The 23,376-nt window shown below is 70.0% G+C and carries 20 protein-coding genes; 5 read left to right on the top strand and 15 right to left on the bottom strand.

Annotation, left to right across the window (positions count from 1 at the left end):
• Window positions 1-41: 41 nt before the first annotated feature.
• The 6 genes from ACRX5W_RS01380 to ACRX5W_RS01355 all read right to left on the bottom strand — a co-directional run bounded on the left by ACRX5W_RS01380 (window position 42) and on the right by ACRX5W_RS01355 (window position 5,027).
• Entirely contained in the window at window positions 42-437 is a 396-nt protein-coding gene (locus tag ACRX5W_RS01380; RefSeq protein ID WP_436786018.1) for a DUF2267 domain-containing protein, read from the bottom strand.
• A 76-nt stretch (window positions 438-513) separates the two neighbouring features.
• Complete coding sequence (locus ACRX5W_RS01375; RefSeq protein ID WP_436786746.1) at window positions 514-936, bottom strand: Hsp20/alpha crystallin family protein; 423 nt, start codon at window positions 934-936, stop codon at window positions 514-516.
• Between the two features lie 140 nt (window positions 937-1,076).
• On the bottom strand, window positions 1,077-2,279 hold the full coding sequence (locus ACRX5W_RS01370) for a TerD family protein (RefSeq protein ID WP_436786745.1): 1,203 nt from the start codon (window positions 2,277-2,279) through the stop codon (window positions 1,077-1,079).
• A 291-nt stretch (window positions 2,280-2,570) separates the two neighbouring features.
• A complete protein-coding gene (locus ACRX5W_RS01365) occupies window positions 2,571-3,593 on the bottom strand; it encodes an SRPBCC family protein (protein WP_436786017.1) in 1,023 nt (340 codons plus the stop codon).
• On the bottom strand, window positions 3,583-4,251 hold the full coding sequence (locus ACRX5W_RS01360; RefSeq protein ID WP_436786016.1) for a hypothetical protein: 669 nt from the start codon (window positions 4,249-4,251) through the stop codon (window positions 3,583-3,585). Before ACRX5W_RS01360 ends, ACRX5W_RS01365 begins: the two co-directional genes overlap by 11 nt.
• 44 nt (window positions 4,252-4,295) lie before the next feature.
• On the bottom strand, window positions 4,296-5,027 hold the full coding sequence (locus ACRX5W_RS01355) for a GvpL/GvpF family gas vesicle protein (RefSeq protein WP_436786015.1): 732 nt from the start codon (window positions 5,025-5,027) through the stop codon (window positions 4,296-4,298).
• A 339-nt stretch (window positions 5,028-5,366) separates the two neighbouring features.
• Here ACRX5W_RS01355 and ACRX5W_RS01350 point away from each other — a divergent pair, with 339 nt between their 5' ends.
• A complete protein-coding gene (locus tag ACRX5W_RS01350) occupies window positions 5,367-5,597 on the top strand; it encodes a hypothetical protein (RefSeq protein ID WP_436786014.1) in 231 nt (76 codons plus the stop codon).
• A gap of 80 nt (window positions 5,598-5,677) precedes the next feature.
• Window positions 5,678-6,118: a PPOX class F420-dependent oxidoreductase gene (locus tag ACRX5W_RS01345; RefSeq protein WP_436786013.1), complete on the top strand. Its 441-nt coding sequence runs from the start codon at window positions 5,678-5,680 to the stop codon at window positions 6,116-6,118.
• A 148-nt stretch (window positions 6,119-6,266) separates the two neighbouring features.
• Here ACRX5W_RS01345 and ACRX5W_RS01340 read toward each other — a convergent pair whose 3' ends face one another.
• The 4 genes from ACRX5W_RS01340 to ACRX5W_RS01325 form a co-directional block, all read right to left on the bottom strand.
• On the bottom strand, window positions 6,267-7,943 hold the full coding sequence (locus ACRX5W_RS01340; protein WP_436786012.1) for a flavin monoamine oxidase family protein: 1,677 nt from the start codon (window positions 7,941-7,943) through the stop codon (window positions 6,267-6,269).
• 393 nt (window positions 7,944-8,336) lie between these two features.
• Window positions 8,337-9,092, bottom strand: a complete 756-nt coding sequence (locus ACRX5W_RS01335; protein WP_436786011.1) for an SDR family NAD(P)-dependent oxidoreductase — start codon at window positions 9,090-9,092, stop codon at window positions 8,337-8,339.
• A 146-nt stretch (window positions 9,093-9,238) separates the two neighbouring features.
• Complete coding sequence (locus ACRX5W_RS01330) at window positions 9,239-10,075, bottom strand: TauD/TfdA dioxygenase family protein (protein ID WP_436786010.1); 837 nt, start codon at window positions 10,073-10,075, stop codon at window positions 9,239-9,241.
• Window positions 10,076-10,140: 65 nt separating this feature from the next.
• Window positions 10,141-11,331, bottom strand: a complete 1,191-nt coding sequence (locus ACRX5W_RS01325) for a CaiB/BaiF CoA transferase family protein (RefSeq protein WP_436786009.1) — start codon at window positions 11,329-11,331, stop codon at window positions 10,141-10,143.
• 251 nt (window positions 11,332-11,582) lie between these two features.
• Between ACRX5W_RS01325 and ACRX5W_RS01320 the strand changes: the two genes are divergently transcribed.
• Entirely contained in the window at window positions 11,583-12,545 is a 963-nt protein-coding gene (locus ACRX5W_RS01320; RefSeq protein WP_436786008.1) for a TIGR03621 family F420-dependent LLM class oxidoreductase, read from the top strand.
• Window positions 12,546-12,682: 137 nt separating this feature from the next.
• Here ACRX5W_RS01320 and ACRX5W_RS01315 read toward each other — a convergent pair whose 3' ends face one another.
• Both ACRX5W_RS01315 and ACRX5W_RS01310 read right to left on the bottom strand, forming a co-directional pair.
• Window positions 12,683-13,615, bottom strand: coding sequence for an HpcH/HpaI aldolase/citrate lyase family protein (locus tag ACRX5W_RS01315; protein WP_436786007.1), 933 nt, complete (start codon window positions 13,613-13,615; stop codon window positions 12,683-12,685).
• A gap of 51 nt (window positions 13,616-13,666) precedes the next feature.
• On the bottom strand, window positions 13,667-14,575 hold the full coding sequence (locus tag ACRX5W_RS01310; RefSeq protein WP_436786006.1) for an alpha/beta hydrolase: 909 nt from the start codon (window positions 14,573-14,575) through the stop codon (window positions 13,667-13,669).
• 239 nt (window positions 14,576-14,814) lie between these two features.
• Here ACRX5W_RS01310 and ACRX5W_RS01305 point away from each other — a divergent pair, with 239 nt between their 5' ends.
• Window positions 14,815-15,498, top strand: coding sequence for an ArsR/SmtB family transcription factor (locus ACRX5W_RS01305; protein WP_436786005.1), 684 nt, complete (start codon window positions 14,815-14,817; stop codon window positions 15,496-15,498).
• Window positions 15,498-18,047 carry an ABC transporter permease gene (locus ACRX5W_RS01300; protein ID WP_436786004.1) on the top strand — a complete coding sequence of 850 codons (2,550 nt, stop codon included), beginning with the start codon at window positions 15,498-15,500 and terminating at the stop codon, window positions 18,045-18,047. The genes ACRX5W_RS01305 and ACRX5W_RS01300 overlap by 1 nt, the downstream gene beginning before the upstream one ends.
• Window positions 18,048-18,075: 28 nt before the next feature.
• Here ACRX5W_RS01300 and ACRX5W_RS01295 read toward each other — a convergent pair whose 3' ends face one another.
• Genes ACRX5W_RS01295 through ACRX5W_RS01285 form a run of 3 tightly spaced genes read right to left on the bottom strand, consistent with a single transcriptional unit; the run spans window position 18,076 to window position 22,960 of the window.
• Entirely contained in the window at window positions 18,076-18,888 is an 813-nt protein-coding gene (locus ACRX5W_RS01295) for an ABC transporter ATP-binding protein (protein WP_436786003.1), read from the bottom strand.
• Window positions 18,885-21,704: an ABC transporter permease subunit gene (locus ACRX5W_RS01290; protein WP_436786002.1), complete on the bottom strand. Its 2,820-nt coding sequence runs from the start codon at window positions 21,702-21,704 to the stop codon at window positions 18,885-18,887. Before ACRX5W_RS01290 ends, ACRX5W_RS01295 begins: the two co-directional genes overlap by 4 nt.
• Window positions 21,701-22,960 (bottom strand): ABC transporter substrate-binding protein, encoded by a 1,260-nt coding sequence (locus ACRX5W_RS01285; RefSeq protein WP_436786001.1) that lies wholly within the window; start codon window positions 22,958-22,960, stop codon window positions 21,701-21,703. The genes ACRX5W_RS01290 and ACRX5W_RS01285 overlap by 4 nt, the downstream gene beginning before the upstream one ends.
• Window positions 22,961-23,376: the final 416 nt, after the last annotated feature.

Genomic DNA, 23,376 nt, shown 5'->3' with positions numbered 1-23,376 from the left:
AGCGCGCTCGTCCGGGCGATGAGCGGATCATCCGCGCCCGGTCACGACGGCTGCGGATGTCCGAAGAGCAGGTCGAAACCGGGCGGGAGCTGGAGCAGAATGCGCCGCATCAGCTCTCCGCCCGCCGCGTCGGCGACGACGCTGAGCACGGCGCTGACGTCCCACTGCGCGGTCTGTTCGGTGGCGCCCTCGATCCATGCGGCGGTGGCGCGGACGAAGCGTTCGGGCGTGAGTGGCTCGGCGGCGTGCAAGGGGTTCAGCAGCACAATCGCGAACGTCTCGGGAAGCCGCGACGCCAGTTGGCTGCGCTCCTCGCCGACCAGCAGCGCCCCGAGCAGGGCGAGGACGACCCGGGAGGCACGCTCGGCTTCCGGACGGTTGGGGTACTCACCGCGTTCGACGACCTGATCGAGGAACGCCTCCCAGCGCATCGACATGGGTTCCCCTCTGTCTCGTGCACGGCTTGCGGGGCATGCCCGCCGCACGGGCGACTCCCGCGCGGCGGGCGCTGGTTCAGGCCGTGATCTGACGGTGCGTTTCGCCTCCGCTGATGGGGATCTTGCGCGGCTTGGCCTGTTCGGCGACCGGGATCCGCAGCCGCAGCACCCCGGCGTCGTACGCGGCGTCGACGCGGTCGGTGTCGAGGGTGTCGCCCAGCAGCAGTTGGCGGCTGAAGACACCGGCCGGGCGTTCCGAGATCAGCACCTCGGCGTCGTCGCCGGCGCTGGGACGGCGCTCAGCCCTGACGGTGAGGACGTTGCGTTCGACGTCCAGGTCGATCGACTCCGGGTCCACTCCCGGCAGGTCCAGTTCGACCACGAACGTGTCCCCGTCGCGGAACGCGTCCATGGGCATCGCCGCAGGGCGCGCCGCGGTGCCGAACACCTGCTGGGTGATTCGGTCCAGTTCGCGGAACGGGTCGGTTCGCATCAGCATCATCGGTCACTCCTTTCGGCGGGGCTCCGCAAGGGGAGTCGTTTGACGACACACCATCTATATAGCTCGCGTCAGGAAAGTTGACAAGAGGAGACTCACGTTGGTTGCCGACCGGGGGAGCCGGGTCTCGGCGCCCCGGGTCACGGACGCAGGAGCGCGTCGCGGGCGGGATTGATGAGCTTGCGTACGGTGCGGCCGTTGGCGAATTCGCCCAGTGCGGTCATGGTCCAGGCCGGTCCCCGGCGAACGAGCTTGCACATCAGGACGGCCGTCCGCGGCTCGCTTTCGGACAACTCGAAGCGCACCAGCTCGGCGTTGGTCCTCGCGTCGACAAGCCGGCAGAACGCTCGCGAGACCTTGGTGAACTTCTGGCCGAGGAACGAATTGACGGTGAAGACCAGCCCGTGGACCTCCGCGGGCAGGCGGTCGAGGTCGACCGTGATCACCTCGTCGTCACCCTCGCCCTCGCCCTCGCCCGTGAGGTTGTCACCGGAGTGCGCGATCGCGCCGTTGAACGCGTGCAGGTGCACGAACCACACGGTGTCGATCTTCCTGCCGCGCGCGTCGAACGCGATGCAGGAGGCGTCGAGGTCGATACTCGCTCCGCGTTTCGCCGGGTCCCAGCCGAGTCCCATGCGTACGCGGGTCAGCGGCGCCCCCGTCTTCACCAGGGACACGGACTGGTTCTTGCGGAGTGTGACATGGCCCTTGTCGAGGCTGATCGGCCCGGACGGCGGTGCCTGCGGCGCCGGCACCGCGGGCGGCGGAGGAGGCGGCGGTGTCTGCGGTGCCCACGCCGTCGGCGGCGGGGGCGGCGGCACCGCGGCGACCGGCGGCGGCGCGTCGTCGACCCGGACGCCGAAGTCGGTGGCGATCCCGGCCAGCCCGTTCGCGTACCCCTGGCCGACCGCGCGCACCTTCCACCCCGGCCCTCGGCGGTAGATCTCCCACAGCAGCAACGCTGTCTCGACACCCAATCCGGACGGGTTGAAGGCGACCAACTCACGGCCGGAACCGGCGTCGCGCACGGTGGCCACCAGCGAACGGACATCCCCGAACATCCGCGGGCCGGAGCCGTCGAGGCTGAGCGCCACCACGACGCGGTCGACAGCGGCGGGAACGGCGGCGGTGTCGACGCGTACCACCGCGGGGCCGCCTGTCGCACCCGGCTCGTGACGGACTCCCGGCCCTTCGGGCTGGTTGTAGAAGACGAAGTCGGCGTCGGACCGGACTTTCCCCGTCGCGTCGAGCAGCAGGGCGGACACGTCCACCGACGCCTCGGAGGAGGCCTCCACGATCACCGAGACGGCATCCAACGGATGGTTCCCGCCCTTGGCGAGCATCACTGACACAGGTCCCCCTCCCCTGCTCGCGGAACGGCGCTCCGTGGCCTCCGCCCGGCTGACGACACTAGTGGCGAAAGTCGAAGAACCGCAGCTGTGCACACGGCACCGCCGGTGATCTCGCCAAGCGTCCACGGGTGGGCGGAGTAGTCGTTCGACGGCTACGCCTCCGTCCCGGAGAAGCAGCGCGGCCGGCGATCCGCACCCTTTCGCCGTCACGGTGGACAGCACGAGGTGGCACATGCCCGCCAGGACCTGAGTGGCGGTGGGGTTCCGTTCCGGTCAGGAGCTTCAGCGCCCGGCCGGCTGGTCGGCCTCGGAATCCTCGTCGAACTCCTCGTCTTCGTCTTCGTCTTCGTAGTCGTCTTCCTCGTCCTCATACTCGTCGTCGGCCTCGTCCTCCGGCTCGTAGTCGTCTTCCTCGTCCTCTTGTTCCTCGTCCTCTTGTTCCTCGTCTTCTTCGTCCCCGCGTTCCTCGTCCTCGGGTTCCTCGTCGGGGCCGCGGACCACCTCGCCGTCCCGGATCTCGCCGCGCCAGCCTTCCGGCTCCTCCTCGCTCATCATCACGAACCGGCGGAAGTTCTTGAGGTCCAGGCGCAGCCGGCGTCCCCCGGCCCGCCACAGGTTGCCGATCTTCTCGACAGGACCGGACGGGTAGTACTCGACGACCACCACGATGCGCGTGAGCCGCTCGGTGATCTCGTGGAACGTGACGACGCCGCGGGTCGTACCTTTGGCGCCTTCCGACGTCCAGGTGATGCGCTCGTCGGGCACCTGTGTCTGCACATCCGCCCGCCAACTGCGGCTCGACGGGCCGACTTTGACCTTCCAGTCGCTGCTCGTCTCGTCACTGCTGTCGACGCTGGTGACGCCTTTCGCCCACTCGGAGAATTCCTCGTACTGCGTCCACTGGTTGTACGCGACCTCCAACGGGACCCCGACGTCGATGGTCTCCGTGATGTTCATGCTCTTGCCCTTGCCCTGGCCGAGTTTCTTGCCGGGCATGGCTTCGCCGACCTTCTTGAACACGTCCTTGACCTTCTGCCCGCCTGCCGACGCGACGGCGCCGAGTGTGGACTTGCCCTTCAGCTTGCGGATGCCGATCGACGGCAGCAGCCCCGCGCCCCCTTTCTCCGCCGCGTCTGTCAGTCGGCCGGTGGCGCCGGTGATTTTGTTGCTCAGGCTGTCGGCAACGCGCTCGCCGCGTGCGGCGGCGTAGTGCCCGGCGGCCTCAAGGAGCCGGTCCATCGGTTTCTTCGCTTGCTCGGTGGCCTCGCTCGTGCCGGATTTGCGCGCGTCAGTGTCAGTCGTCATGTCGCGCCTCCCTCTTCTGCGCCGCGGACGCCGACGACGACCGCCGCGTACCGCCCGACGTCGTCCGGCCCGTGCGCCCCGAAGATCCGCCCGACGGCTTCTGCCGGGCACCGCTCTCGGGCGCGGCGGCCTTGCCTTCGGCTCGGGACTTGGGTCCTCGCGCTTTGTGCGTGACTTTTGCGGGGCGTTCCGATTCGCGCCGCCCCCGACGACGAGGTTCCTTCTCCTCCGCTTCCGAATCCGCGGCGGATTCCGACGCCTGGGTGGAGTCCGAGTCCTCGGCCAGACCGTCGCCGCCCTCGTCGTTCTCCTTTTCCGGCGCTTTTTCAGGCGCTTCGGACGACCGCCCGCCGCCGACCAGTTCGTCGGCCCGGCGGTCTATTCGGTCGGCAAGGGCCCCGACCTGGCGTTGCATAGCCGCGCTCAGGGCGGTCTTGCCCGCCTGCGCGAGTTCGCCGCGCACCTGCCCGGTCAACCGGGAGACCTGCGGCGCGGCGCCGAGGCGGCGGGCTCCTTCAACAGCCAGTTGCTTCGGGTCCACGTTGTGGCGCCTGGTCAGCATGTAGCTGCCCACCCCGAGTGCGAAGCGACCCTTCTTCGTACGGCCGAGCACGTACCCGCCCGCCATCGCGGCGGCCAGTAGGGCTTTATCCTTCATGTCCGTTCCCTTCCGGTCCTCTGAGTCGGTAGGCCGCGGCGCGCTCACCCGCCGGCCGGCTCCGGCACGAAGCTGTACGTGGGCAGCGGCCCCGCGCAGCGCAGTTCGATGCCCGGTCCGATGTCGCCCTGGAGACCGCCGACCGCCGCGCGAAACGCGTCCACGCCTCCGGTCGGGACGAGGAACGACAGATTCGCGGCGTCGCCATGGGCCTTCGGCCCCTGCCGCACGTCGGTCGCGTAGGGCTCCAGCACACCGGCGATCCTGGCGGCCACCTCGTCCTCGTAGCGGGCCACCGCCCCAGCCACCAGCTCCCCCAGACGCACTTCCGCGTCATAACCCCCGCCGGAACGGGCCAACTCGCGCTGGGCGAGCACCTGGGGATCCGCGGCGATGATGTCGCCAAGCACGGCCTCGACGTCGAGCACCGCTTTGACGTCCATCTCGGTCCGGCCGGCGGTCCGCGCCAACGCGTCGGTGTACGCGGACGCGTGTTCGGCGAGGTGCCTCTCGACCGCCGCGTCATCCGGTACGACCAGGCCGAATTCCAGCGGCAGCGCCGCTCCCTGTTCGGCGAGTTCCGACAGGACCTCGTGGTGCGCCGCGACGTCGCGCGGCCGCGCGCGCAGATCCTCGGGTGCCGGACCCACGACGGCGGCCAGACCGCCAGGGCCGACGACCTTACGCAGGCCTTCCGGCGGAGCGCCGACGCCGCGGGCGGCGGAGGGCAGCGGGTGGTCCGCCGCGACGATGGCGTAGACGTACGTGCCCGTCATCACTCCTCCTCGCCACCAGCCTCTACGGCGTCTCTCGCCTGGCCGGTGACCGCGCCGCCGCGCGGCCGATGGTCCCCGAGGGTGCACGCGTGCGTGCTCGGTGACCTCGTCGGCCGACAACGCCGCACATCCCTTTTTGGACCCTAGCCCGGGCAGGCGAACTAATGCACAAAAAGGGAAAAAAGCCCATCTTTAACTCAGCGTCCCACACGGCCCACGGGGTGCTATGCAGCCCTCCGCCACCGCCGAGGACACCGGCCCCGACAGCCCCGGCCCCACAGCACGCATTCGGGCGCGCCACTCTCTGTGCACATAAGGACACTTCGTAGCATTCAGGACATGCCTGACGCTCCGATCCCCGCCGACCTGATCGAGCTGCAACGTGTGGTGTACGCCGCCCAACGGGCCACACGCGCGGCCACCGACGAGGCCGACCGGGAGCGACGACGCGAAGCCGAGCGCGAGGCGGTCCTCGCCCTCCACCGTCATCCGGCCCACCGCGACGTGCCTTGGCAGGCGCTGCGCGACGCCGCACTGGCCGAAGACGCCCCGCCGGACGACGCCTCCTGAACGCGGCAACACGCCCGGCACCGGCCCGGTCGCGAGGGCACCAGGAATACGCCTCGTCCACCCGCGACTTGACCCGGGGTATGACCGAAACGCCGTTCAACCCGCGCACGCTGCTCGCCGACAGCCGGCTCGGTGTTCTCGCCACCATCAAGTCGGACGGCCGCCCGCAGCTCTCCCCCGTCCTGCCCTACTACGACCCCGAGACCGACGTCGTCCACGTGTCCATGACCGAGGGCCGCGCCAAGACGGCGAACCTGCGCCGCGACCCCCGAGCCGCGCTGGAGGTCACCGGCCCCGACGGCATGACCTGGGCCACCGCCGAAGGCACGGCGACGCTGGTCGGGCCGGGCACCGACCCACACGGCCCGGAGGTCGACGCGCTGGTGGACTACTACCGCAAAGCCGCCGGCGAACATCCCGACTGGGACGAGTACCGGTCGGTGATGGTGTCCGACCGCAGGGTGCTGATGACAATGCCGGTCGACCACATCTACGGAGCCGACATCCGCCCGGGAAGCTGAGAAAAGGGCACGACCTCGCCCAACCGTCTCTCCCCCGCGCCTGCTTCAGCGTCGTCTCCCCAAGGTGTGGCCGCACGCGGCGGAATCGCGCCACGTGCGGCCACACTCACACGAACTCCCCCGACGCCTCGGCGAGCTCGACGATCCGTCAGCCCTCGCCGGTGGTCAGGCTGCGGGAGTCGGGGACCTGCTGGACGGGGGCACGCAGCGCACGCGTGCCGTTGGTGACCCACTCGTACGCCCACTCGGCCGACATCAGCGCGCCTTCCTGCCAGCCGGGCAGCGCGGACACCTGGTCGCCGATCACGAGGAAGTTGTTCTGCCCCTGCGGGTAGATCAGGGTCGAGTAGAGCTTCTTGTGCTCCGGTTCGTCCCGGCGCCAGTCGGCCCACGCGCCCAACTGGTAGGGGATCTTGTGCCAGGCGATCGACATCCCGAGCTGGTCGGGCACGATCGCGTTGCTGGCGAACTCCTCGTGCAGCTTGGTCGCGGCGGCGCGGGCGACGTTCAGCCGCTCCTCGTGCGGCCGTTCGCCGAGCGTTTCGGCTTCCTTGTAGGAGTTGTACGCGCCGGTCATCGTGCCCTTGTCGGTGGGCGAGAAGTAGTCGTTCGACGGGTACCAGATCTGCTGGATCTCGTGGTCGATCCGGCTGATGCCGCCGAAGATCTGGTACTTCTCCGACTCCCAGAACCGCCGGTTCGCCTGCCAGCCGACCTTGCACGCGGGGGCGAACGGGGCGTCGCGCACCGCGTTTTGGAAGTCGGTGGAGAAGTTCTCCAGCGCGACCTGCTTGCGCAGCACGGAGACCGGGATGTTGCTGAGGCAGTAGTCGAACCGCTGGACGCGGTCGGTGCCGTTGTCGCGCCAGCCGACCGTCACGCCGTCTTCGCCCAACTCGATGCGGTGGACGGGCGAGTTGTACGCGACGGTGCCGCCGGGCAGAGCTGCGGCGGCGAGGCGCCAGATGCTGTCCATGCCGCCGACAGGCTGGAACGACGTGGTGTGCCAGTGGAGGTTCGAGTCCTGGTAGAAGCCACGGGTCCAGAACTCGCTGGCCAGCAGGTCCTTCAGGAGCAGCGAGTCGACCGGCTCCTCGACCTGGGAGACGCTCGGGATCTTGGCCAGACCGCACCGCGTGGAGCCGAGATAGCTCTTGTCGGTCTTGTCCAAAGCACCGAACTCGACGAGGAGGTTGACGAGTTGCTCACGCTGCGCGGGGGTCAGCCCGTCTTCGGCCAGGCCCTTCTGCACGACCTGCGCGAGGAGTTGGGCGATGTGGCCGCGCGTGTCGTTGGCGATCCGGCGGTTGGGCCGCGGCGCCCCGCGCCAGGCCTTCTCCGTCTGGTAGAGGTTCGCCGTGGTCGTGTGGATGTACGGCTCCAGCGGCACCTTGAGCTTGCGGCAGAAGTCGATGACCCGCTGGTGGACGTACGGAATCCGGCCCGCGCCGAGGTTGAGATACAGCCCCTGGTCGAAGTTGCAGGTCTGCGTACGCTCCGACCCGTCGGCCCAGACCTCGGTGACCTTGTCGCCCGGGCGGGCCGTCAGCGTGCGACCCCCGACCCGGCCCTGTGCCTCCAGGACCGTCACCTGGAAACCGGCCTCGTGGAACTTGATCGCGGATGCGAGCCCGGCCGGTCCTGCACCGAGGATCGCCACCGTTTTGCCGTTGCCCACCTGTCTGGTCGCCCCGGTCACCCCGGTGGTTGCCGCTGTCGCCGGGACGGCACCGGTCATGACCTGCCACAGCGTCGCCGTCGTGGCGGCGGCCCCGGCCATGCCCAGGAACCGTCGACGCGATGTGGTCTCTCCCGACCCCTCCATGCTGATCCCCTCCCCAGCGACAACATCACTTGCAAGAAGTCACCGAAGTATCACAGCAAGTAACCGTTTGGTCTAACGTCCCAAAGCGGGGAAATCGCAGCATTTCGAGGGATGTTCGAGCAGCGAAAGCCTCTTTTCCTACCGAAACCACCCGAACGGGTGATCAGACGACGAAGAAGGGCCCCGGCAGCCGCCGCGAGCACGAGGCGGCAAAAGCCGCTCCCCTACGGGCGTTGCGCGCCGACGCGGTCCCCACAAACACACCTCGGCCCGGAAACAGGCCCTGGAGGCAACCGGACTCAGGTTCCGCTGCGCGCCCCGGACATGCCTCGGACCTCGGCAGGGAAGGATCCTGCCGAGGTCCGAGAGAAATGCGCGTGATCAGGCGCCGTCTCAGGTGTTGCGACCGCCGTTGACGCCGATGATCTGGCCGGTGATGTAACCGGCCTCATCGGACACCAAAAAGGCACAGGCCGCGGCGATGTCCTCGGGCCGGCCGGCGCGGCGAACCGGCGTGCGCTTGGCGTGCTCGTCGACCGAGCCGCCGAGGAGGCCCTTCTCCTCGGAGCCGCGCAGCATCGGGGTGTCGACGAACCCGGGCGGGATCGTGTTCACCGTGATGCCCTTGGGGCCGAACTCCAGCGCCAGCGACTTGGTCAGGCCGACGACCGCGGACTTGGCGGCGACGTAGTGCGTCATGTACGGCTGGCCCGAGTGGGTGCTGGAGGACGAGATGTTGACGATCCGCCCCCATTTGGCCTCGATCATGTCGGGCAGGACCGCCTGGGTGCAGTAGAACGTGCCGTTCAGGTTCACCGCCACGACCCGGTCCCACAGGTCGTCGCCGATCTTCATGAACGGGTCGGAGGCGGTGAGGCCTGCATTGTTAACCAGTACAAGTACCGGGCCGAGAGAAGAGCGGACCTTGTCGACGGCCGCGTTCACCTTGGCGCGGTCCGAGACGTCGACGTCGCCGAAGGCGACCGCCTCGTCCCCCTTCTGCCGAATCTCGTCGGCCACGCGCTCCGCCGCCTCGCCGTTGAGGTCGAGGATGGCGACCGCGAATCCGTCGGATGCCAGGCGGTGGGCGATGGCCCGCCCGATACCCGACCCGCCGCCGGTGACAACTGCCGTTCGTCGCTGGGACACTTGGCGATTCTCCCTTCGAGGATGAGCCGCCGCCTTCACCGGTCGACGTCCCCGAGGGGCGTCGCCGACTCCGACGGCGATGGGATCCAGCATGCGCGCCCCGTCTCCGCGGGTTTCACGCGGGGGTCACGAAGTGGACCGAGGGCTTAGGCGACCGCTTCCTCACCCGCGAGCGACGTACGGTGCATCAGCCGCGCCGAAGCCTGGCTGTAGGGCAGCGCGCGGTGGAGCATGCCCGTGTTGTCCCAGATGACCAGGTCGCCCTGGCGCCACTGGTGGCGCAGCACAAACTGCGGCTGCGTCGACCACTCCAGAAGGCGGTCGAGCATCGCCCGGCCCTCCTCGGGCGACCGTCCGACGATCTCGCCGGCCGTCGCGCCCACGAGAAGCGACTTGCGACCGCTGCGGCGCGTCCAGACCAGGGGGTGCTCCCGCGACGGGTTGCGGTCCCAGGCGGCCCGCTCCTTCGGCGACGGGTTCGGGTACACGAGGAGCTGCGACGCGGCGAAGCTGTGGACGACGCGCACCCCCTCCAACTCGGCCTTCTCCGCGTCGGAAAGCGCCTCGTACGCCGCGAAGGTGTTGGCGAACTCGGTGTCGCCGCCGCCGTCGTCCGACACCCGACGCGCCGTCAGCAGCGTTCCCTTGTTGGGTACTTCATCGGTCGTTCCGTCGATGTGCCAGAAGAACGTGGCCTCGCGGTAGGCCGCGAGCGGGCTCTGCGACGCGTCGCGGGTGATCCGCTGGATCTCCGGGTGCTCCGGGTCACCGCCCATCGGCAGCGGCACGGCCTCGCCGAGCAGGCGGGTGAACGCGACCAGGTCGTCGTCGTTGATGTTCGCTTCGCGGTAGATGACCACGCCGCGCCGGTCGAGCATCGACAGACATTCGTCCGCGACGCTCTTGTCGACCAGTTGGCTGCCGGAAAGCCCCTCGACCGCGACGCCCGTCGTCGGCCCGAGCTCGGTGACTGTGATTGCCATGATGCGTTCTCGATCCCTGATGGTCTTTCGAATCTCTTGACGTCTCCGAACGGGAACGGGCCCGGTCAGACCACGCCTTCCTCGCGCAGTTTCGCGATCTCGGCCGCCGTGCGGCCCAGGAGCCCGGTGAGCACGTCCTCGGTGTCCGCTCCCAGGGCCGGCCCCAGCCAGCGGATCTCGCCCGGCGTGTCGGAGAGCATGGGGAGCACTCCGGGTACGGCCAGCGGACCGATCCGGGAGTCGTGCGTCACGATGTTCTCGCGGTGCGCGTACTGCGGTTCCTCGAAGATGTCGGCGATCGAGTTCAACGGGCCGCAGGGGACCTCGGCCTTGCGGCACCGGTCGATGACCTCGTCACGCGGCAGCGACGCCACCCAGTCCGCGACGATCCCGTTCACCTGTCCGCGCGCGGCCAGCCGGCGTTCCTTGGGGCCGAACTGGTCTTCCGCAGCCAGCTCCGGACGCTCCATGGCGCGGGCCAGGCGGGCGAACATGTTGTCGTTCGAACACGCGATGGCGATCCAGCGCCCGTCCTGGGTCTCGTAATGGCTGTGCGGGACGACGTTGACCGTGTCGGCGCCCATCCGCTCCCGGACGTACCCGAACTTCTGGTACGCGGGGACCAGTTCGTCCATGAGCCGGAAGATCGTCTCGTACAGCGCCAGGTCGACGCACTGCCCCTTGCCGGTGGCCTCCCGGGCCCGCAGCGCCAGGAGCACGCCGATGACGCCGTACAAACCGGTGGTGTAGTCGGCCAGCGATGTCGAGCCGGGCGTGACCGGGGGTCGGTCCGGCTCGCCGGCCAGGTACGCGAGGCCGGAGAAGCCATGCGCGACCCGGGCGAAACCGGGCAGGTGGTGCAGGGGGCCGCTCTGGCCGTACGCGGAGACGCGCACGAGGACGGCCTGGGGGTTCAGCTCCTGGATGGCGTCGTAGCCGAGGCCCCACTTCTCCATCACGCCGGGCCGGAAATTCTCGATCACGACGTCGGCGGTCTTGATGAGATCGCGCAGGATCTCCAGGCCGCGCGGGTCGCTGAAGTCGAGCGTCACGGACCGCTTGTTGCGGCTTTCGCTGAGCCAGACAAGTGTGTCGCCGCACTCCGTGTCGGTGCCGAACCTGCGCAGATTGTCGCCGGTGCGGGGGCGCTCGACCTTGATGATCTCGGCACCGAACTCGCCGAGCACGGTTGCGCAGTACGGCCCGGCAATGTAAGTGCCGAGGTCCAGGACCCTGATGCCTTCGAGAGCGTGCATGACCTCAATCCGTCCGGGGGTTTCGATTCTGCGGCCGACCCTGGGGGTCCGTGTGGCCGCCCTCCTCGCACAACGTGAACCGGCAGTCGGCGTTCCGGTCCACGTCCTCCGGGAACCCGGTGCGTCTGAGCATCGCGTCACCTCTTCGCTCAAACCGAGAATTTGCTTCGCATAATGGAAGAACGTTGTTGTCGAGATACTAGGACGTCATACTAACTTTGGCGAGTAAGACATTCTCAGAGGTGATACAGATGACACGACGCCCCTTCCGCTTCGCGGTGCAGGGCACGAAGGCCACGTCGGGGGCGCAGTGGCGCGATTTGGCCCGCAAGGTTGAATCGCTCGGCTATTCCACGCTGTTCGTGGCCGACCACTACCTGGGCCCGGGCCCCGCGGCCAAGGAGGCCAGCCTCCCGCCGCAGCACCTGGCGCCCATCACCGCGATGGCGACCGCTGCGGCGGTCACCGAGACGCTGCGGGTGGGGTGCCGCGTCTTCTGCATCGACTACCACGTGCCCGCCGCCCTCGCGAAGGAGGCGGCCACGCTCGACCTGCTCTCCGACGGCCGGCTGGAATTCGGCATCGGCGCCGGCTGGAGCTCCGCGGAGTACGAGGCGATGGGCCTCACCTTTGACACCGCCCCGCGGCGGATCAGCAAGCTCGAAGAGGTGGTCGCCCTCCTCAAGGCCCAGTGGTCGGGCGAACCCCTGGACATCAAGGGCGAGTTCGTCAACGTCAGCGGGTACGCGGGCCTGCCGCGTCCGGTGCAGTCCCGCGCGCCGATCATGATCGGCGGCGGCAAGAAGCGGGTGTTGTCCCTCGCCGCCCGCGAGGCCGACATCGTGAGCATCAACAACGTGCCCTTCGCGGCCGTGAACGAGGCCGGCCTCACACCCGCCGAGGAGGCCGTGCGCCGCCTGGGCTACGTGCGCGACGCGGCCGGGGACCGCTTCGCCGGCCTCGACATCGAGGCGTCGCCGTACTTCACCGAGATCACCGACGACAAGGACGCCGCGATCGAGCGCGTGGCGGGCCTGATGCGGGTGGCGCCGGAAGTCCTCGCCGACCACCCCAACGTGCTGGTCGGGACGGTCGACGAGATCGCCGACCGTCTTGAGGCGCGGCGCGAGACGTTCGGCGCGAACTACATCAGCGTCCAGCAGGCGCAGGTCGAGTCGTTCGCCCCGATCGTCGAGCGGCTGGCCGGCCGGTAGAAGGACAGCCCGTGACCCCCGCGGCCGTGCGATGAGGCGGCGCGGGGGTTCTTCTTTCCCGTACGCCCGTCCCGGGTACGGCGTGACCGCCCCGGGGCACGGTGGCCCCGGGGCGGTCACGAAACGGCGGGTGCCGCTCAGGCCGACGGCTCCACACCCGCGAGCGCCGCCTTGTGCAGCACGTTGGCGGCAAGACGCATGTGGGCGGCGTCGACGAGCCGGCCGTCGCGGCCGATCGCCCCCACGCCCTCTTCCTCCGACTTGCGGTAGATCTCCACCGCCTCGTGCGCTTCGGCGACCTCCTGCGCGGTCGGCGCGAAGACCTCGTTCGCGATCGCGATCTGGCTCGGGTGGATCGCCCACTTGCCGTCGTAGCCGAGCAGGCTCGCGTGCACCGCGGAGGTGCGGTACCCCTCCGGGTCCTTGTAGGCCGGGTACGGCGCGTCGATCGCGTCGATCCCGGCGCCTCGCGCGGCGGCCAGCACCTGCACGCGCGCGAAGTGCCAGAAGTCGCCCGGGTACGTGCTGACGGGGTCGAAGTTGCCGTCCACCCGCGCCTTCATCGACGCCGACAGATCGCCGGCACCGAAGATGATCGCTTCGAGCCGCGGGCTCGCCTTGGCGATCTCGGCCGCGTTCGACAGCCCTTCGGCCTCCTCGATGAGCACTTCGAGCCCGATGGGCCGGGGCAGCCGCAGCTTGGTTTCGAGCTGGGTGAGCAGGACGTCCACCCACCACACGTCGCGCGCCGAACGCACCTTCGGCACGATCAGCACGTCCACGTCGTTCCGCGCGCCGGTGACGATCTCGATGATGTCGTCGTGGCACCACGGCGTGTCGAGGCCGTTCACCCGGACCGCACGGACCGTGCGCCCCCAGTCCAGACTGGTCAGCGCGTTGACCGCGATGCCGCGCGCCGCCTCCTTGGCCGAGGGCGCGCAGGCGTCCTCCAGGTCGAGGAAGACCAGGTCCGCCCCGGATCCGGCCGCCTTCTCACACATGCGCTCGCTGCTGGCCGGAGTTGCCAATTCGGAGCGTCGGGCGCGTGGTTCCCGCACTGCTTCCTCCATAGATCGCGTTCAGATGATGCAGCCCGCGGCGTCGTTCACCGCGGGCCGAGGTCAAGCTCCCCGGGATGGCGCCCACTCCGCGTTCTCGCGGGCGACCGCGCACTGCTCCGCGAAGGACAGCACCTTCAGGTGGTACGCCCTCGCGGTCAGTCCGACGCTCAGGTTGTGCGGGCTGTCCGCCTGCTCGTTCACGGCGACGCGCGGCGACGCGGTGAACAGCGCCGCGATGTCGGCCAGGGCCTCGGGGCCGGGGCTCCACACCGACTCGTGCTCGCCGAGCGTGTACTGGACGGGGATCCGCACGCGCTCGGCGAACGCCCCGAAGTCCTGCGAGAACTTCCGCGCCTCGGCCTCGTACGCGGGTGTCGCGGAGGCGAGCGCCGCACCGCCGTAAATGCCGGGCGGATACAGGTGCCGTGCTCCCCACAGGACGTCACGCAGGGCGATGCGCATCTGCCGCGAAGCCCCCGGCTCCTTGGTCGCCGCGAGGATTTCGACGGACTTCTCGTGGTGGCGGCGGCCGGTGCCGGCCAGCTCCAGGCCCAGCAGGTCCGCCCCGCGCTTGTCGCCCGCCATCCGGATACCCAGCTCGCACCCCAGCGAATGAGCCATCAGGAACACGCCCGCCCCTCGGGGCCGGGAGTCCAGCAACGCGTCGACCGCGGCGTACGCGAGGTCGATCCGGCGCTCGGGCGACGCCAGTTCCGCGGCCCACGGGGCGGAGGCGCCGTAGCCGGGGCGGTCGAGGGCGACCACGGTAAAGCCGAGTGCGGGACCGAGCCGCACAAGCGACAGATCGGGGCGATTCGGGCAGTCGAAATAAGCCGCGGTCGTCGCGCCGCCGTGCAATGCCACGACGACCGCGCGCGGTGCCGGGGCCTCGGCCACCAGGGCCGACATGGCGATGCCGTCGACGTGGACGAGACGGGCCGGGTCGACATCGGAATCACTGTGGGTCACGTGTCCGCCTTGAGCAGGGTCCCGCCGCTGGAAGGGCCATCCGCCATGCAGTACACCAAGGAGAACCATCCTTCCGAATCCGAGAACCATACTTCCGACCCGAGTTCGCCCGAAAGGTTCGGCGGACCAAGGTGGTCGGAATCACGGTCGCCGACGCACGCGCACGGGGGATAACCCCCGCCCCGGAAACGGGTGCCCACCCCAGTGCACAAAAACTTGTGCACTCCTAGCGTGGCCGCATGGCAAAAGCAGAGGACACGCCGCCCTCGCCCCGTGAGATCGACGACCTGGCCGCCCTCAAGACACTCGCCCACCCGCGGCGCGGCCGGATCATGCGCCACCTGGCCGGTCGCGGCCCGGCCACCTCGGCGGGCCTGGCCCGCGCGCTCGGCCTCAACACCGGCGCCACCAGCTACCACCTGCGCGAGCTCGCCCGACACGGCTTCGTCGAGGAGATCTCGCCGGAGGGCGCGCACGGGCGCGAGCGCTGGTGGCGGGCGGTGCGTGCGGATCTCCGCTTCCCACCGCGCAGCCGACAGACGCCGGAGATGCGCGCGGCCCTCGACGAGATGAACCGGCTTTCGTTCGCCGCCGACATCGAGGCCTTCGTCCGCCACCAGCACGAGACCCCCCAGACCGACCCGTGGGCGGACGCCGCCCCGTACTCGCGGGGGACAGTGCACGTCACGGTCGATGAACTCGCCGAATTATTCGAGGAGTTCATCGCGCTGCTGAACCGCTACAAGCGCGACCCGGACGCGCTGCCGCCCGGAGCGCGCGTCGTCCAGACCCGATTCCTCGCGTTCCCCGACCCGCACGACGACAGCGGAACCGACTCCGCGCCCGACTCCGCGCCCGACGTCGCCACCGACGCGGACGACGACGCCCCGCCCGCCGCGAGCCCAACCACCACGGAGCCCTGATGCTCGGCCTGGCCTGGTCCACCCTGCGCGCCCGCAAAGCCGGGTTCGCCGGCGCGTTCACCGCGCTTCTGTGCGCCGCGGCGCTGATCGCCGCGTGCGGGGTCCTCCTGGAAACCGGGCTCCGCGGCGGCATACCCACCGAGCGGTACACCGGCACTCCCATCGTCGTGACCGCCGACCAGAACCTGCACTGGACCAAACACAAGAAGGGCAAGGAGAAGACCAAGTCGAAGCCCCTCACCGAACGTGCATGGCTCGACGCCGCCACCGCGAGCCGCCTGGAAGGGCTGCCCGGCGTACGCGCGGTCGTCCCCGAACTCACCTTCCCCGCCACGGTCTTCACCGCCGAGGGCGGCCCGCTGGAAGGCCCGCACGACGGCCCGTCCTGGGGCCACGCCTGGGACTCCGCGGTCCTCACACCGTTCACGCTGACCGCGGGCGCACCGCCCGCCGGCCCCGGCGACGTCGTCCTGGACGCCGAACTCGCGGCACGCGCGGGGGCGGCGGTGGGCACCGAAGTCACCGTGCAGTCGACCGCCGCACCCAAGACCTACCGCGTCACCGGCATCGCCGCCCCGGACGGCCGGGACGGACTCTCCCGGCAGTCCGCACTGTTCTTCGCCGCCCCCGAAGCCGCGCGCCTGGCCGGCCACCCCGGCCAGGTCGCCGCACTCGGGCTCCTGCCGCTGCCCGGCACCGACACCGGCGACCTCGCCGAGGCCGCCGAAGCCGCACTGGCCGGGACGACCGCGAAAGTCCGCACCGGCGACGAACGCGGCCCGGTCGAATTCCTCGACGCCGGCAAGGCACGCGTGACTCTCATCAGCCTCGGCGGCGCCCTCGGCGGTACCTCGCTGCTCGTCGCGATCATCGTCGTCGCCGGCGCCTTCGCCCTGTCGCTGCAACAGCGCCGCCGCGAATTCGCCCTGCTCCGGGCCGTCGGCGCCACACCGCAGCAGATCCGGCGCATGGTCGGCATCGAAGCCGTCGTGATCGGCCTGGTCGCCGGCGGGCTCGGCGCTTTCGCGGGCCTCGGGCTGGCAGGTTGGCTGCACACGCGGTTCGTCGCCGTCGGCGCGATGCCCAGGACGCTCGAAGTCGCCTACAGCCCCTTCCCGTTGCTCGCAGCGGTCCTCGCCACGCTCGCGGCAGCGTGGGCCGCCGCCCGCATCGCGGTCCGGCGCCCCGCCCGCATACGCCCGACCGAGGCGCTGGCCGAGGCGGCGATCGACCCCGGCCGCGTGGGCGCGGCACGCACGCTCGTCGGCGTCCTCCTGCTGATCGGCTACGTCGTGCTGCTGGTGGTCCTGCGCAATCTGCACATCGAGCCCGCGGCAACACCGGTGATGTTCCTGTCGGTGGTGCTCGCCGCCATCGCGGTCGCCGTCCTCGGCCCGCTGCTCGCGCGCGGCGCGCTCGCGCTGATGTCGGTGCCGATGCGGCTGGTCTCCCCCGTCGGCGGCCGGCTCGCGGCGGGCAACTCCCGGGCGCGGCCCCGCCACGTCGCCGCGGTCGTCACACCGCTGACGCTCGCGATCGCGATGACGTCGACGATCTTCTTCGGGCAGACCACGACGGCCCATGCCGCCGAAACCCAGGTGTCGGCCGGCACGGACGCCGACTACGTTCTGGCCTCCGCCGGCCCGGGAGTACCCGCCGCGGCGGTCGACGCCGTACGCGCCGTCCCCGGCGTGGCGGGAGCCACCGAGATCGTCCGCACCACCGTGCGCGCCGGGCAGGACAAGTTCCCCGCGCAGGGCGTCACCACCGCCGGTCTCGACGCCATGGTGGACCTGGGCACCACCGCGGGCAGCCTGGCGGATCTGACCGAAGGCACCGTTGCGATCAGCGAATCCGCGCGGCGCATCAAGGGCGCCTCGGTCGGCGACGACCTGGAGGTGACGCTGGGCGACGGGGTGAAGGTCCGACTGCGAATCGTCGCGGTGTACGAACGCGGCCTGGGCTTCGGCGATCTGACGATGCCTCACGACCTCCTCTCGGCACACGTCGACAACCCGCTCGCCGAACAGGTCCTCGTCCGCACCGACAGCCCCGCCACCGAACAGGCGCTCGATGCCGCGACCGCGGCCTTCCCCGGCCTCCGCGTCCTCGACCGCAGCGAGGCCGAGGCGGTCCGCAAGGACCAGCAGGGCACGCAGGCGCAGGTCAACCTGGTCGCGATGGGCCTCATCATCGCGTTCACCGCGATCGCGGTGGTCAACACACTGGTGATGGCGACGTCCGCGCGGGGCCGCGAGTTCGCCCTGATGCGACTGGTCGGCATGACCCGGCCCCAGATCATGCGCATGCTGCGCTGGGAGACGCTGGCCACCGTGGTGCTCGCCTCGGTGTTCGGTGCGGCGATCGCATCGGCGACACTGAGCGCGTACGCGAAGGGCATGACGGGCAGCGGCACGCCGTACGCCCCGCCGCTCGCGTGCGCCGCGATCCTCGCCGCCGCCGCCGCGCTCGCGGTGACCGCGACCGTCCTCCCGGCACGGCTCATGTTGCGCGCCAACCCGGCCGACGCGATCAGCGTCCGAGATTGACCCGAAGCGCTCGTCGGCCGGTCCGGCGTCACCCGGTGCCGAGGTACGCGTCACGCACCGCCTGGTCGGCACGTACCTCGGCAGGCGCCCCCTCCGCGAGCACTTCGCCGAGATTCAGCACCACCACCCGGGAGGCGAGCCCCATCACGAACGCGACATCGTGCTCGACCAGCAGCACCGCGCAGCGCTCGTGGTCGGCGAGGCGGCGGACCACCTCGCCGAGCCATGTGCGCTCCGTCGCCGACATCCCCGACGCCGGTTCGTCGAGCAGCAGCACCTTCGGCGTGTCGACCACCGCACGGGCCAGCTCCACCATCCGCGCCTGGCCGACCGGCAGCGTCCCGGCGTACGTGTCCCGCAGGTCGGCGAGCCCGCACAGGTCCAGGATCTCCTCGGCGCGCGCCCGGTGTTCGCGGGCACGCCGCCGCCGACCGGGGAGCGCCAGCAGATCCGCGGCCACGCCGCCCCCGCCGCCGCGCCACTCCGCCGCGACCGCGAGGTTGTCGAGCACGGTCAGGCGTCCGAACAGCTGCTGTCGCTGGAACGTCCGCCGCACACCGTGCCGGGCGCGCCACACCGGACCGCGACGCGAGACGTCGGCACCGTCGAGCAGCACGACGCCCGAATCCGGCCGCCTGATCCCGGACATCACATCGAAGAGCGTCGTCTTCCCGGCACCGTTGGGTCCGATCAACCCGCACACCTCGCCGGTGCGCACCTCCAGCGTGACGTCGTGCAGGGCCCTGATGCCGCCGAACGCGACGCCCACGTGCTCGGCGCGCAACACCGCCGACGGCACCGTGCGTTCGAGGGCCTCCACCTCCGCGACCGTTCCGCTCACGACCGCGTCACCTCGCCCTTGTCGCCGAACCGCGCCGATACTTCGGTCCCGTCCTCCGCACCCAGTCCGAGGTACGCCGACGTCAGGCGGTGCTCGTCGACGTCTTCGCGCGGCCCGGTCCACGACACCCGCCCGACACTCATGAACGCCACTGTGTCGGCGACCGTCAGCACCTCCGCCGCCTTCTCCTCCACCAGCAGCAACGCCACGCCCCGATCCCGGAGTTCGATCACCAGCCGGAAGATCTCCGCGACCACGAGCGGCGCGAGGCCGAGCGACGGCTCGTCGGCGATCAGCACGCGCGGCGGCCGAACCAGCAGCGGCGCGATGGCCAGTTGCTGCTGCTCGCCGCCCGAAAGCGAACCCGCGACCACCTTGCGGCGGGACGCGAGGGCGGGGAACCGCTCGTACACGTCGGCGCGTTCGTCGGCGGAGTGGAGCCACATCGCCAGGTTCTCGTCGATGGTGAGGGATGGGAAGATGCCGCGTCCCTCCGGCGCGAGCAACACTCCCTCACGCGCCCGACGTACCGCCGACAACCGGGTGATGTCGCCGAAACCCCTTTCCGAGTCGGCCAGTTCGACGGTGCCCGCGGTCGGCGCGAGCAGGCCCGCGGCGACCGCGCACGTGGTGGTCTTGCCGGCTCCGTTGGCGCCCAGCAGCGCGACGATCGAACCTCGGCGGACGTCGAGGTCGACGCCGTGCAGCACCTCGACACCGCCGTAGCCCGCACGTACGCCGCGCAGGCGCAGCAGCACATCCGGATCGGCGTGCCCCGCTTCGGCGCCCCCAGATTCGACGCCTGCGGACGCTTGCGCCGGTACGGTGTCCACCCGCGCTCCGCGGGCGGTTTCCTCCGCGGGCACGGCACCGGCCTTGTCATCCGCGACCGCACCCCCCGCCATCCTCGCGCGAAGCTTGTGGACCCCCTCGGCGATCTGGACGACGTAGCCTTCCGGATTGCTCGCCAGCGCGAGCCCGGCGAGGCCGAAGAGAATCACCGGCACATGCGGTGACTCGGTGACGTAGTCCTCCATCACGTGGGGGAAGAGCGCGAAGGTCAGCCCGGCGACGACCGCGAACTGGGGACGCCGGATACCGGCCGCGACCACGATCGCCAGCCAGGTGAGGCCGTGCATGGCGGTGAACTCGGTCGCCGTGATCCGGGTGTTGAACGACGCCCAGAACACACCGCCGAAGCCCGCGATGCCCGCCGAGATCGCGAACAGCGCCAATTTCGTCCGGAGCACCGACACCCCCGACGCCATCGCCGCCGGCGGCGCGGACCGCACGGCGAGCATCGCGCGCCCCGACGCCGAGTTCTCCAGGTTGCGGATCAGCACGATCACCAGGGCGACGACGATCAGCAGGAAGAGCGCGAGCGCCCGGTCGTCGGCCAGATCGATCGGCCCCACCACCGGACGCGGGATCTCCCAGCCGACGTCACCGTTGCGGAACCACCGCATCTGGAACAGCACTTGGTCGCCCAGGAACGCGAGCGCGAGCGTGGCCAGCGCGAGCATGCGCCCGGACAGCCGCAACGCCGGCAGCGCCACGACCACGCCCAGCAGCGCGGCCACCAGAGTTCCGATGACCAGGGCGAGGAAGAACGACACGCCGTGGCTCATCAGCAGCCCCGCGGTCAGCGCCGACGCGGTGACGAAGGTGGCCTGCGCGAGGCTGACCATGCCGCCCAGCCCGGTGACCACGGTGAACGACAGGAACACCAGTGACGCCGCGAGCCCTTGCGCGATCAGGCCGATCCAGAACGCGGTGGTCCACGTGTAGAGGCTGACCGCGAGGAACACCCCCGCGACCAGCCACGGGGCCCATCGGCGCAGCGGCGACATGCCGGCGAGGTAGTCCGGCGGCGGCGCGTCCACTGCCGCGGTTCCCGCGCTGCGGGTGCCGCGCGAGAGCACCAGCAGGCCGACGAACAGCAGGATGAACGGAACCGCCGTACGGAACCCGGTGATCTTCTCGGTCCACGAAGGCGCGTAGCCCGCGACGAGGTTCTGCACGACCCCGAGCAACAGCCCGCCGCCGAACGCGATCGGGATGGACGTGAACCGGCCGAGCACGGCCGCCGCCGCCGAGACGAACAGGACCAGCGTGTAGTCGGCGGAGCTGAGCGCGAGAAGCGGTGCCGCCAACACCCCGACGGCGCCCGCGAGTCCGGCCGAGAGCATCCACGCGAAGCCGGACAGCCGGTCGGCGCTGACCCCGCGCAGCTCGGTCAGGGTGCGGCTGTCGACCGATGCGCGCAGCCGCAGGCCGAGCGGGGTGTGGCGCATCAGCACCCACAGCCCCACCGCGACGACGGCGGTCACGATCCAGGTGATCAGTTGGTTGGAGTCGATGCCGACGCCTTCCATGATCTCCCAGTGCTCCGGCGGGTTCGGGCCGACGCCGGGCAGGCCGTACTGGTTCTCCGCCGGGGCGAGGTCCACGCCGGCATCGGTGAGCAGCTTCACCGACCACAGGCCGAGGGCCGGCAGCGCGACCAGAAGACCGATGGTCGCGACGATCTGCGGGATCTCGCCGAGTTTCGCGAGTCTCCGGAACATCACGACGTCCAGCACCCAGCCCAGACCGGGTGCGAAGACGAGGACCGTGACCAGCGCGGCCGGAATCGCGGGCCAGCCGAGTCCCTGGTTGAGCTCGAAGAAGACGAGGGCGGACAGGAACGCGGTGGCCCCATGGGCGAAATTCAGCACCCCGGAGGCCGAGTAGGCCAGGACCAACCCGGAGGCCAGCAGCGCGTAGATCGCACCGGTGACCAGACCACTGATGACGAAGCCGACGAGTTCGCTCATGTGAACGGCACGGTCGGGAAGCACTTGTACGGCGAAGTGATCGAATACTCCTCGCCCTTGAGCTGCACCATCGCCGCGCAGCCGAACGATTCCGTACGGCCCTGGGGGAACTTCCGGTCACCGACCAGCGGGTAGTGGTCCTGGAAGTTCGCCGCCGCGGCCTGGAACGACTCGACGGTCAGGTTCGGCCCGGCCTTCTTCGCGATCGCCACGAACAGGTCCGCCGAATTCCAGCCGACCATCATCGACTGGTTCCACTCGGTCACGGGCGAGCCCTTGGCCTTGGAGATGTACTCCTTGAACTTCGCCATCTCCGGCAGCGGCGACTCGAACGGCATGTTCTGCACGAACACGTGGACGTCCTGAAGCGCCTCTCGCGACGCGGCCTGCTTCAGCAACGCCGGGTCGTAGTCGGTCGCGTCGCTCAGGATCCCCTGGAAGCCGGCTCGCTTGAGGGCGGTGAACAGCCCGATGTTGCCGGGCGTCTGCATGATCGCGACCACGGCATCGGGGGCCTTGCCGTTGTTGCTCGTCATGATCTCGCCGACCCACGGGCTCCAGTCCGTCGGCACTGCCGTGCCCGGCACCGTGGCCTTGCCGTACGAGACGGTGAAACCCGCGCCCGGGAAAGCCTGTTGGTACGTGCGCAGGCCGAACTTCCCGGCGTCGTTGTCCTGCGCGAGGATCGCGACACTCCGGCCCTGTCCGTTGCCGCCCAGAACATCGGCGAGGAGTCCGGGCCATGAGGTGCTGACAGTGCGGCCGGGGCTGGGCACCAGGCAGCCGTTGTAGCCGTAGCCGTATTCCTTGTCGCAGAACGCGGGCAGGGTGCCCCAGCCGATGTACGGCGTCTTGTTGTCGCGCAGGAAGTCCGCGGAACCGCCGATCGTGACCGTGCTGACGGGGACCACCGCGAACACCTTGTCCTGCTGGACGAGTTTGCGGGCGGCGGTGATCGTGCGGGCCGGATCCTGGAAGTCGTCCTCCGCCCCGATGTAGTCGATCTCGCGGCCGTTCACTCCGCCTTCGTCGTTGGCCATCATGAACCGGGCCTTCGCGCCGAGGTCCGTATCGGCCTTGCTGTAGCCGGACGCGGTGGTCTTGGAGACGATGCCGCCGATTTTGATGGGGTCGTCGGACACCGACGCACCGGGCCGGGCGGGCGAGTCGTCCGTGCCGGTGGTCGAGGAGTTGCACCCGGCGATCAGCAGGACCGGCACCATCACCAGTCCTGCGGCGCGTAGGAGACGAGGCAAGGTTTCCTCCTCACGGACCGCCGGGCCGGTGGCCTGACGGATTGCGGTCGTTCACCTGACGGGGCTGTCGAACAGCGAAGGTGGTGCCGTACGTGATTCGCGAGGACCTGCGCGCAGCCCGTCGGATCACCGTCATGTCGATGAAACGACCAGCTGAGTGTCGTAATGGTGATCCCGACCTGATAGATCGTCAATAGCCGTTGCCGGACAGAGACGTCTTCATCTGAAGACCCGTCAGTTCAGTGCCGCGAGCGGTCGACGCGAAGGCAACAGGCATGAGTCGGCGGGCGAGCGAACGACCCCTGGGGACGACGAGCCGGCCGGCGCGCGCGGCCGTCGGGAAACCAACCGGACAGAGGCGGCAGCGCATTCCACTGTGACCGACGTCACGGTTTTGACTGGAAATCATTTTCAGA

Source organism: Yinghuangia sp. YIM S10712 (assembly GCF_051388935.1).
Classification (GTDB): domain Bacteria; phylum Actinomycetota; class Actinomycetes; order Streptomycetales; family Streptomycetaceae; genus Yinghuangia.
The sequence above is the reverse complement of the archived record's forward strand: the minus strand, read 5'-3'. Positions and strand labels throughout refer to the sequence as shown.

Coding starts and splice junctions, on each gene's coding strand:
- ACRX5W_RS01380 (WP_436786018.1), bottom strand. CDS start 437: ATGTCGATGCGCTGGGAGGCGTTCCTCGATCAGGTCGTCGAACGCGGT.
- ACRX5W_RS01375 (WP_436786746.1), bottom strand. CDS start 936: ATGCTGATGCGAACCGACCCGTTCCGCGAACTGGACCGAATCACCCAG.
- ACRX5W_RS01370 (WP_436786745.1), bottom strand. CDS start 2,279: ATGCTCGCCAAGGGCGGGAACCATCCGTTGGATGCCGTCTCGGTGATC.
- ACRX5W_RS01365 (WP_436786017.1), bottom strand. CDS start 3,593: ATGACGACTGACACTGACGCGCGCAAATCCGGCACGAGCGAGGCCACC.
- ACRX5W_RS01360 (WP_436786016.1), bottom strand. CDS start 4,251: ATGAAGGATAAAGCCCTACTGGCCGCCGCGATGGCGGGCGGGTACGTG.
- ACRX5W_RS01355 (WP_436786015.1), bottom strand. CDS start 5,027: ATGACGGGCACGTACGTCTACGCCATCGTCGCGGCGGACCACCCGCTG.
- ACRX5W_RS01350 (WP_436786014.1), top strand. CDS start 5,367: ATGCCTGACGCTCCGATCCCCGCCGACCTGATCGAGCTGCAACGTGTG.
- ACRX5W_RS01345 (WP_436786013.1), top strand. CDS start 5,678: ATGACCGAAACGCCGTTCAACCCGCGCACGCTGCTCGCCGACAGCCGG.
- ACRX5W_RS01340 (WP_436786012.1), bottom strand. CDS start 7,943: ATGGAGGGGTCGGGAGAGACCACATCGCGTCGACGGTTCCTGGGCATG.
- ACRX5W_RS01330 (WP_436786010.1), bottom strand. CDS start 10,075: ATGGCAATCACAGTCACCGAGCTCGGGCCGACGACGGGCGTCGCGGTC.
- ACRX5W_RS01325 (WP_436786009.1), bottom strand. CDS start 11,331: ATGCACGCTCTCGAAGGCATCAGGGTCCTGGACCTCGGCACTTACATT.
- ACRX5W_RS01320 (WP_436786008.1), top strand. CDS start 11,583: ATGACACGACGCCCCTTCCGCTTCGCGGTGCAGGGCACGAAGGCCACG.
- ACRX5W_RS01315 (WP_436786007.1), bottom strand. CDS start 13,615: ATGGAGGAAGCAGTGCGGGAACCACGCGCCCGACGCTCCGAATTGGCA.
- ACRX5W_RS01305 (WP_436786005.1), top strand. CDS start 14,815: ATGGCAAAAGCAGAGGACACGCCGCCCTCGCCCCGTGAGATCGACGAC.
- ACRX5W_RS01300 (WP_436786004.1), top strand. CDS start 15,498: ATGCTCGGCCTGGCCTGGTCCACCCTGCGCGCCCGCAAAGCCGGGTTC.
- ACRX5W_RS01290 (WP_436786002.1), bottom strand. CDS start 21,704: ATGAGCGAACTCGTCGGCTTCGTCATCAGTGGTCTGGTCACCGGTGCG.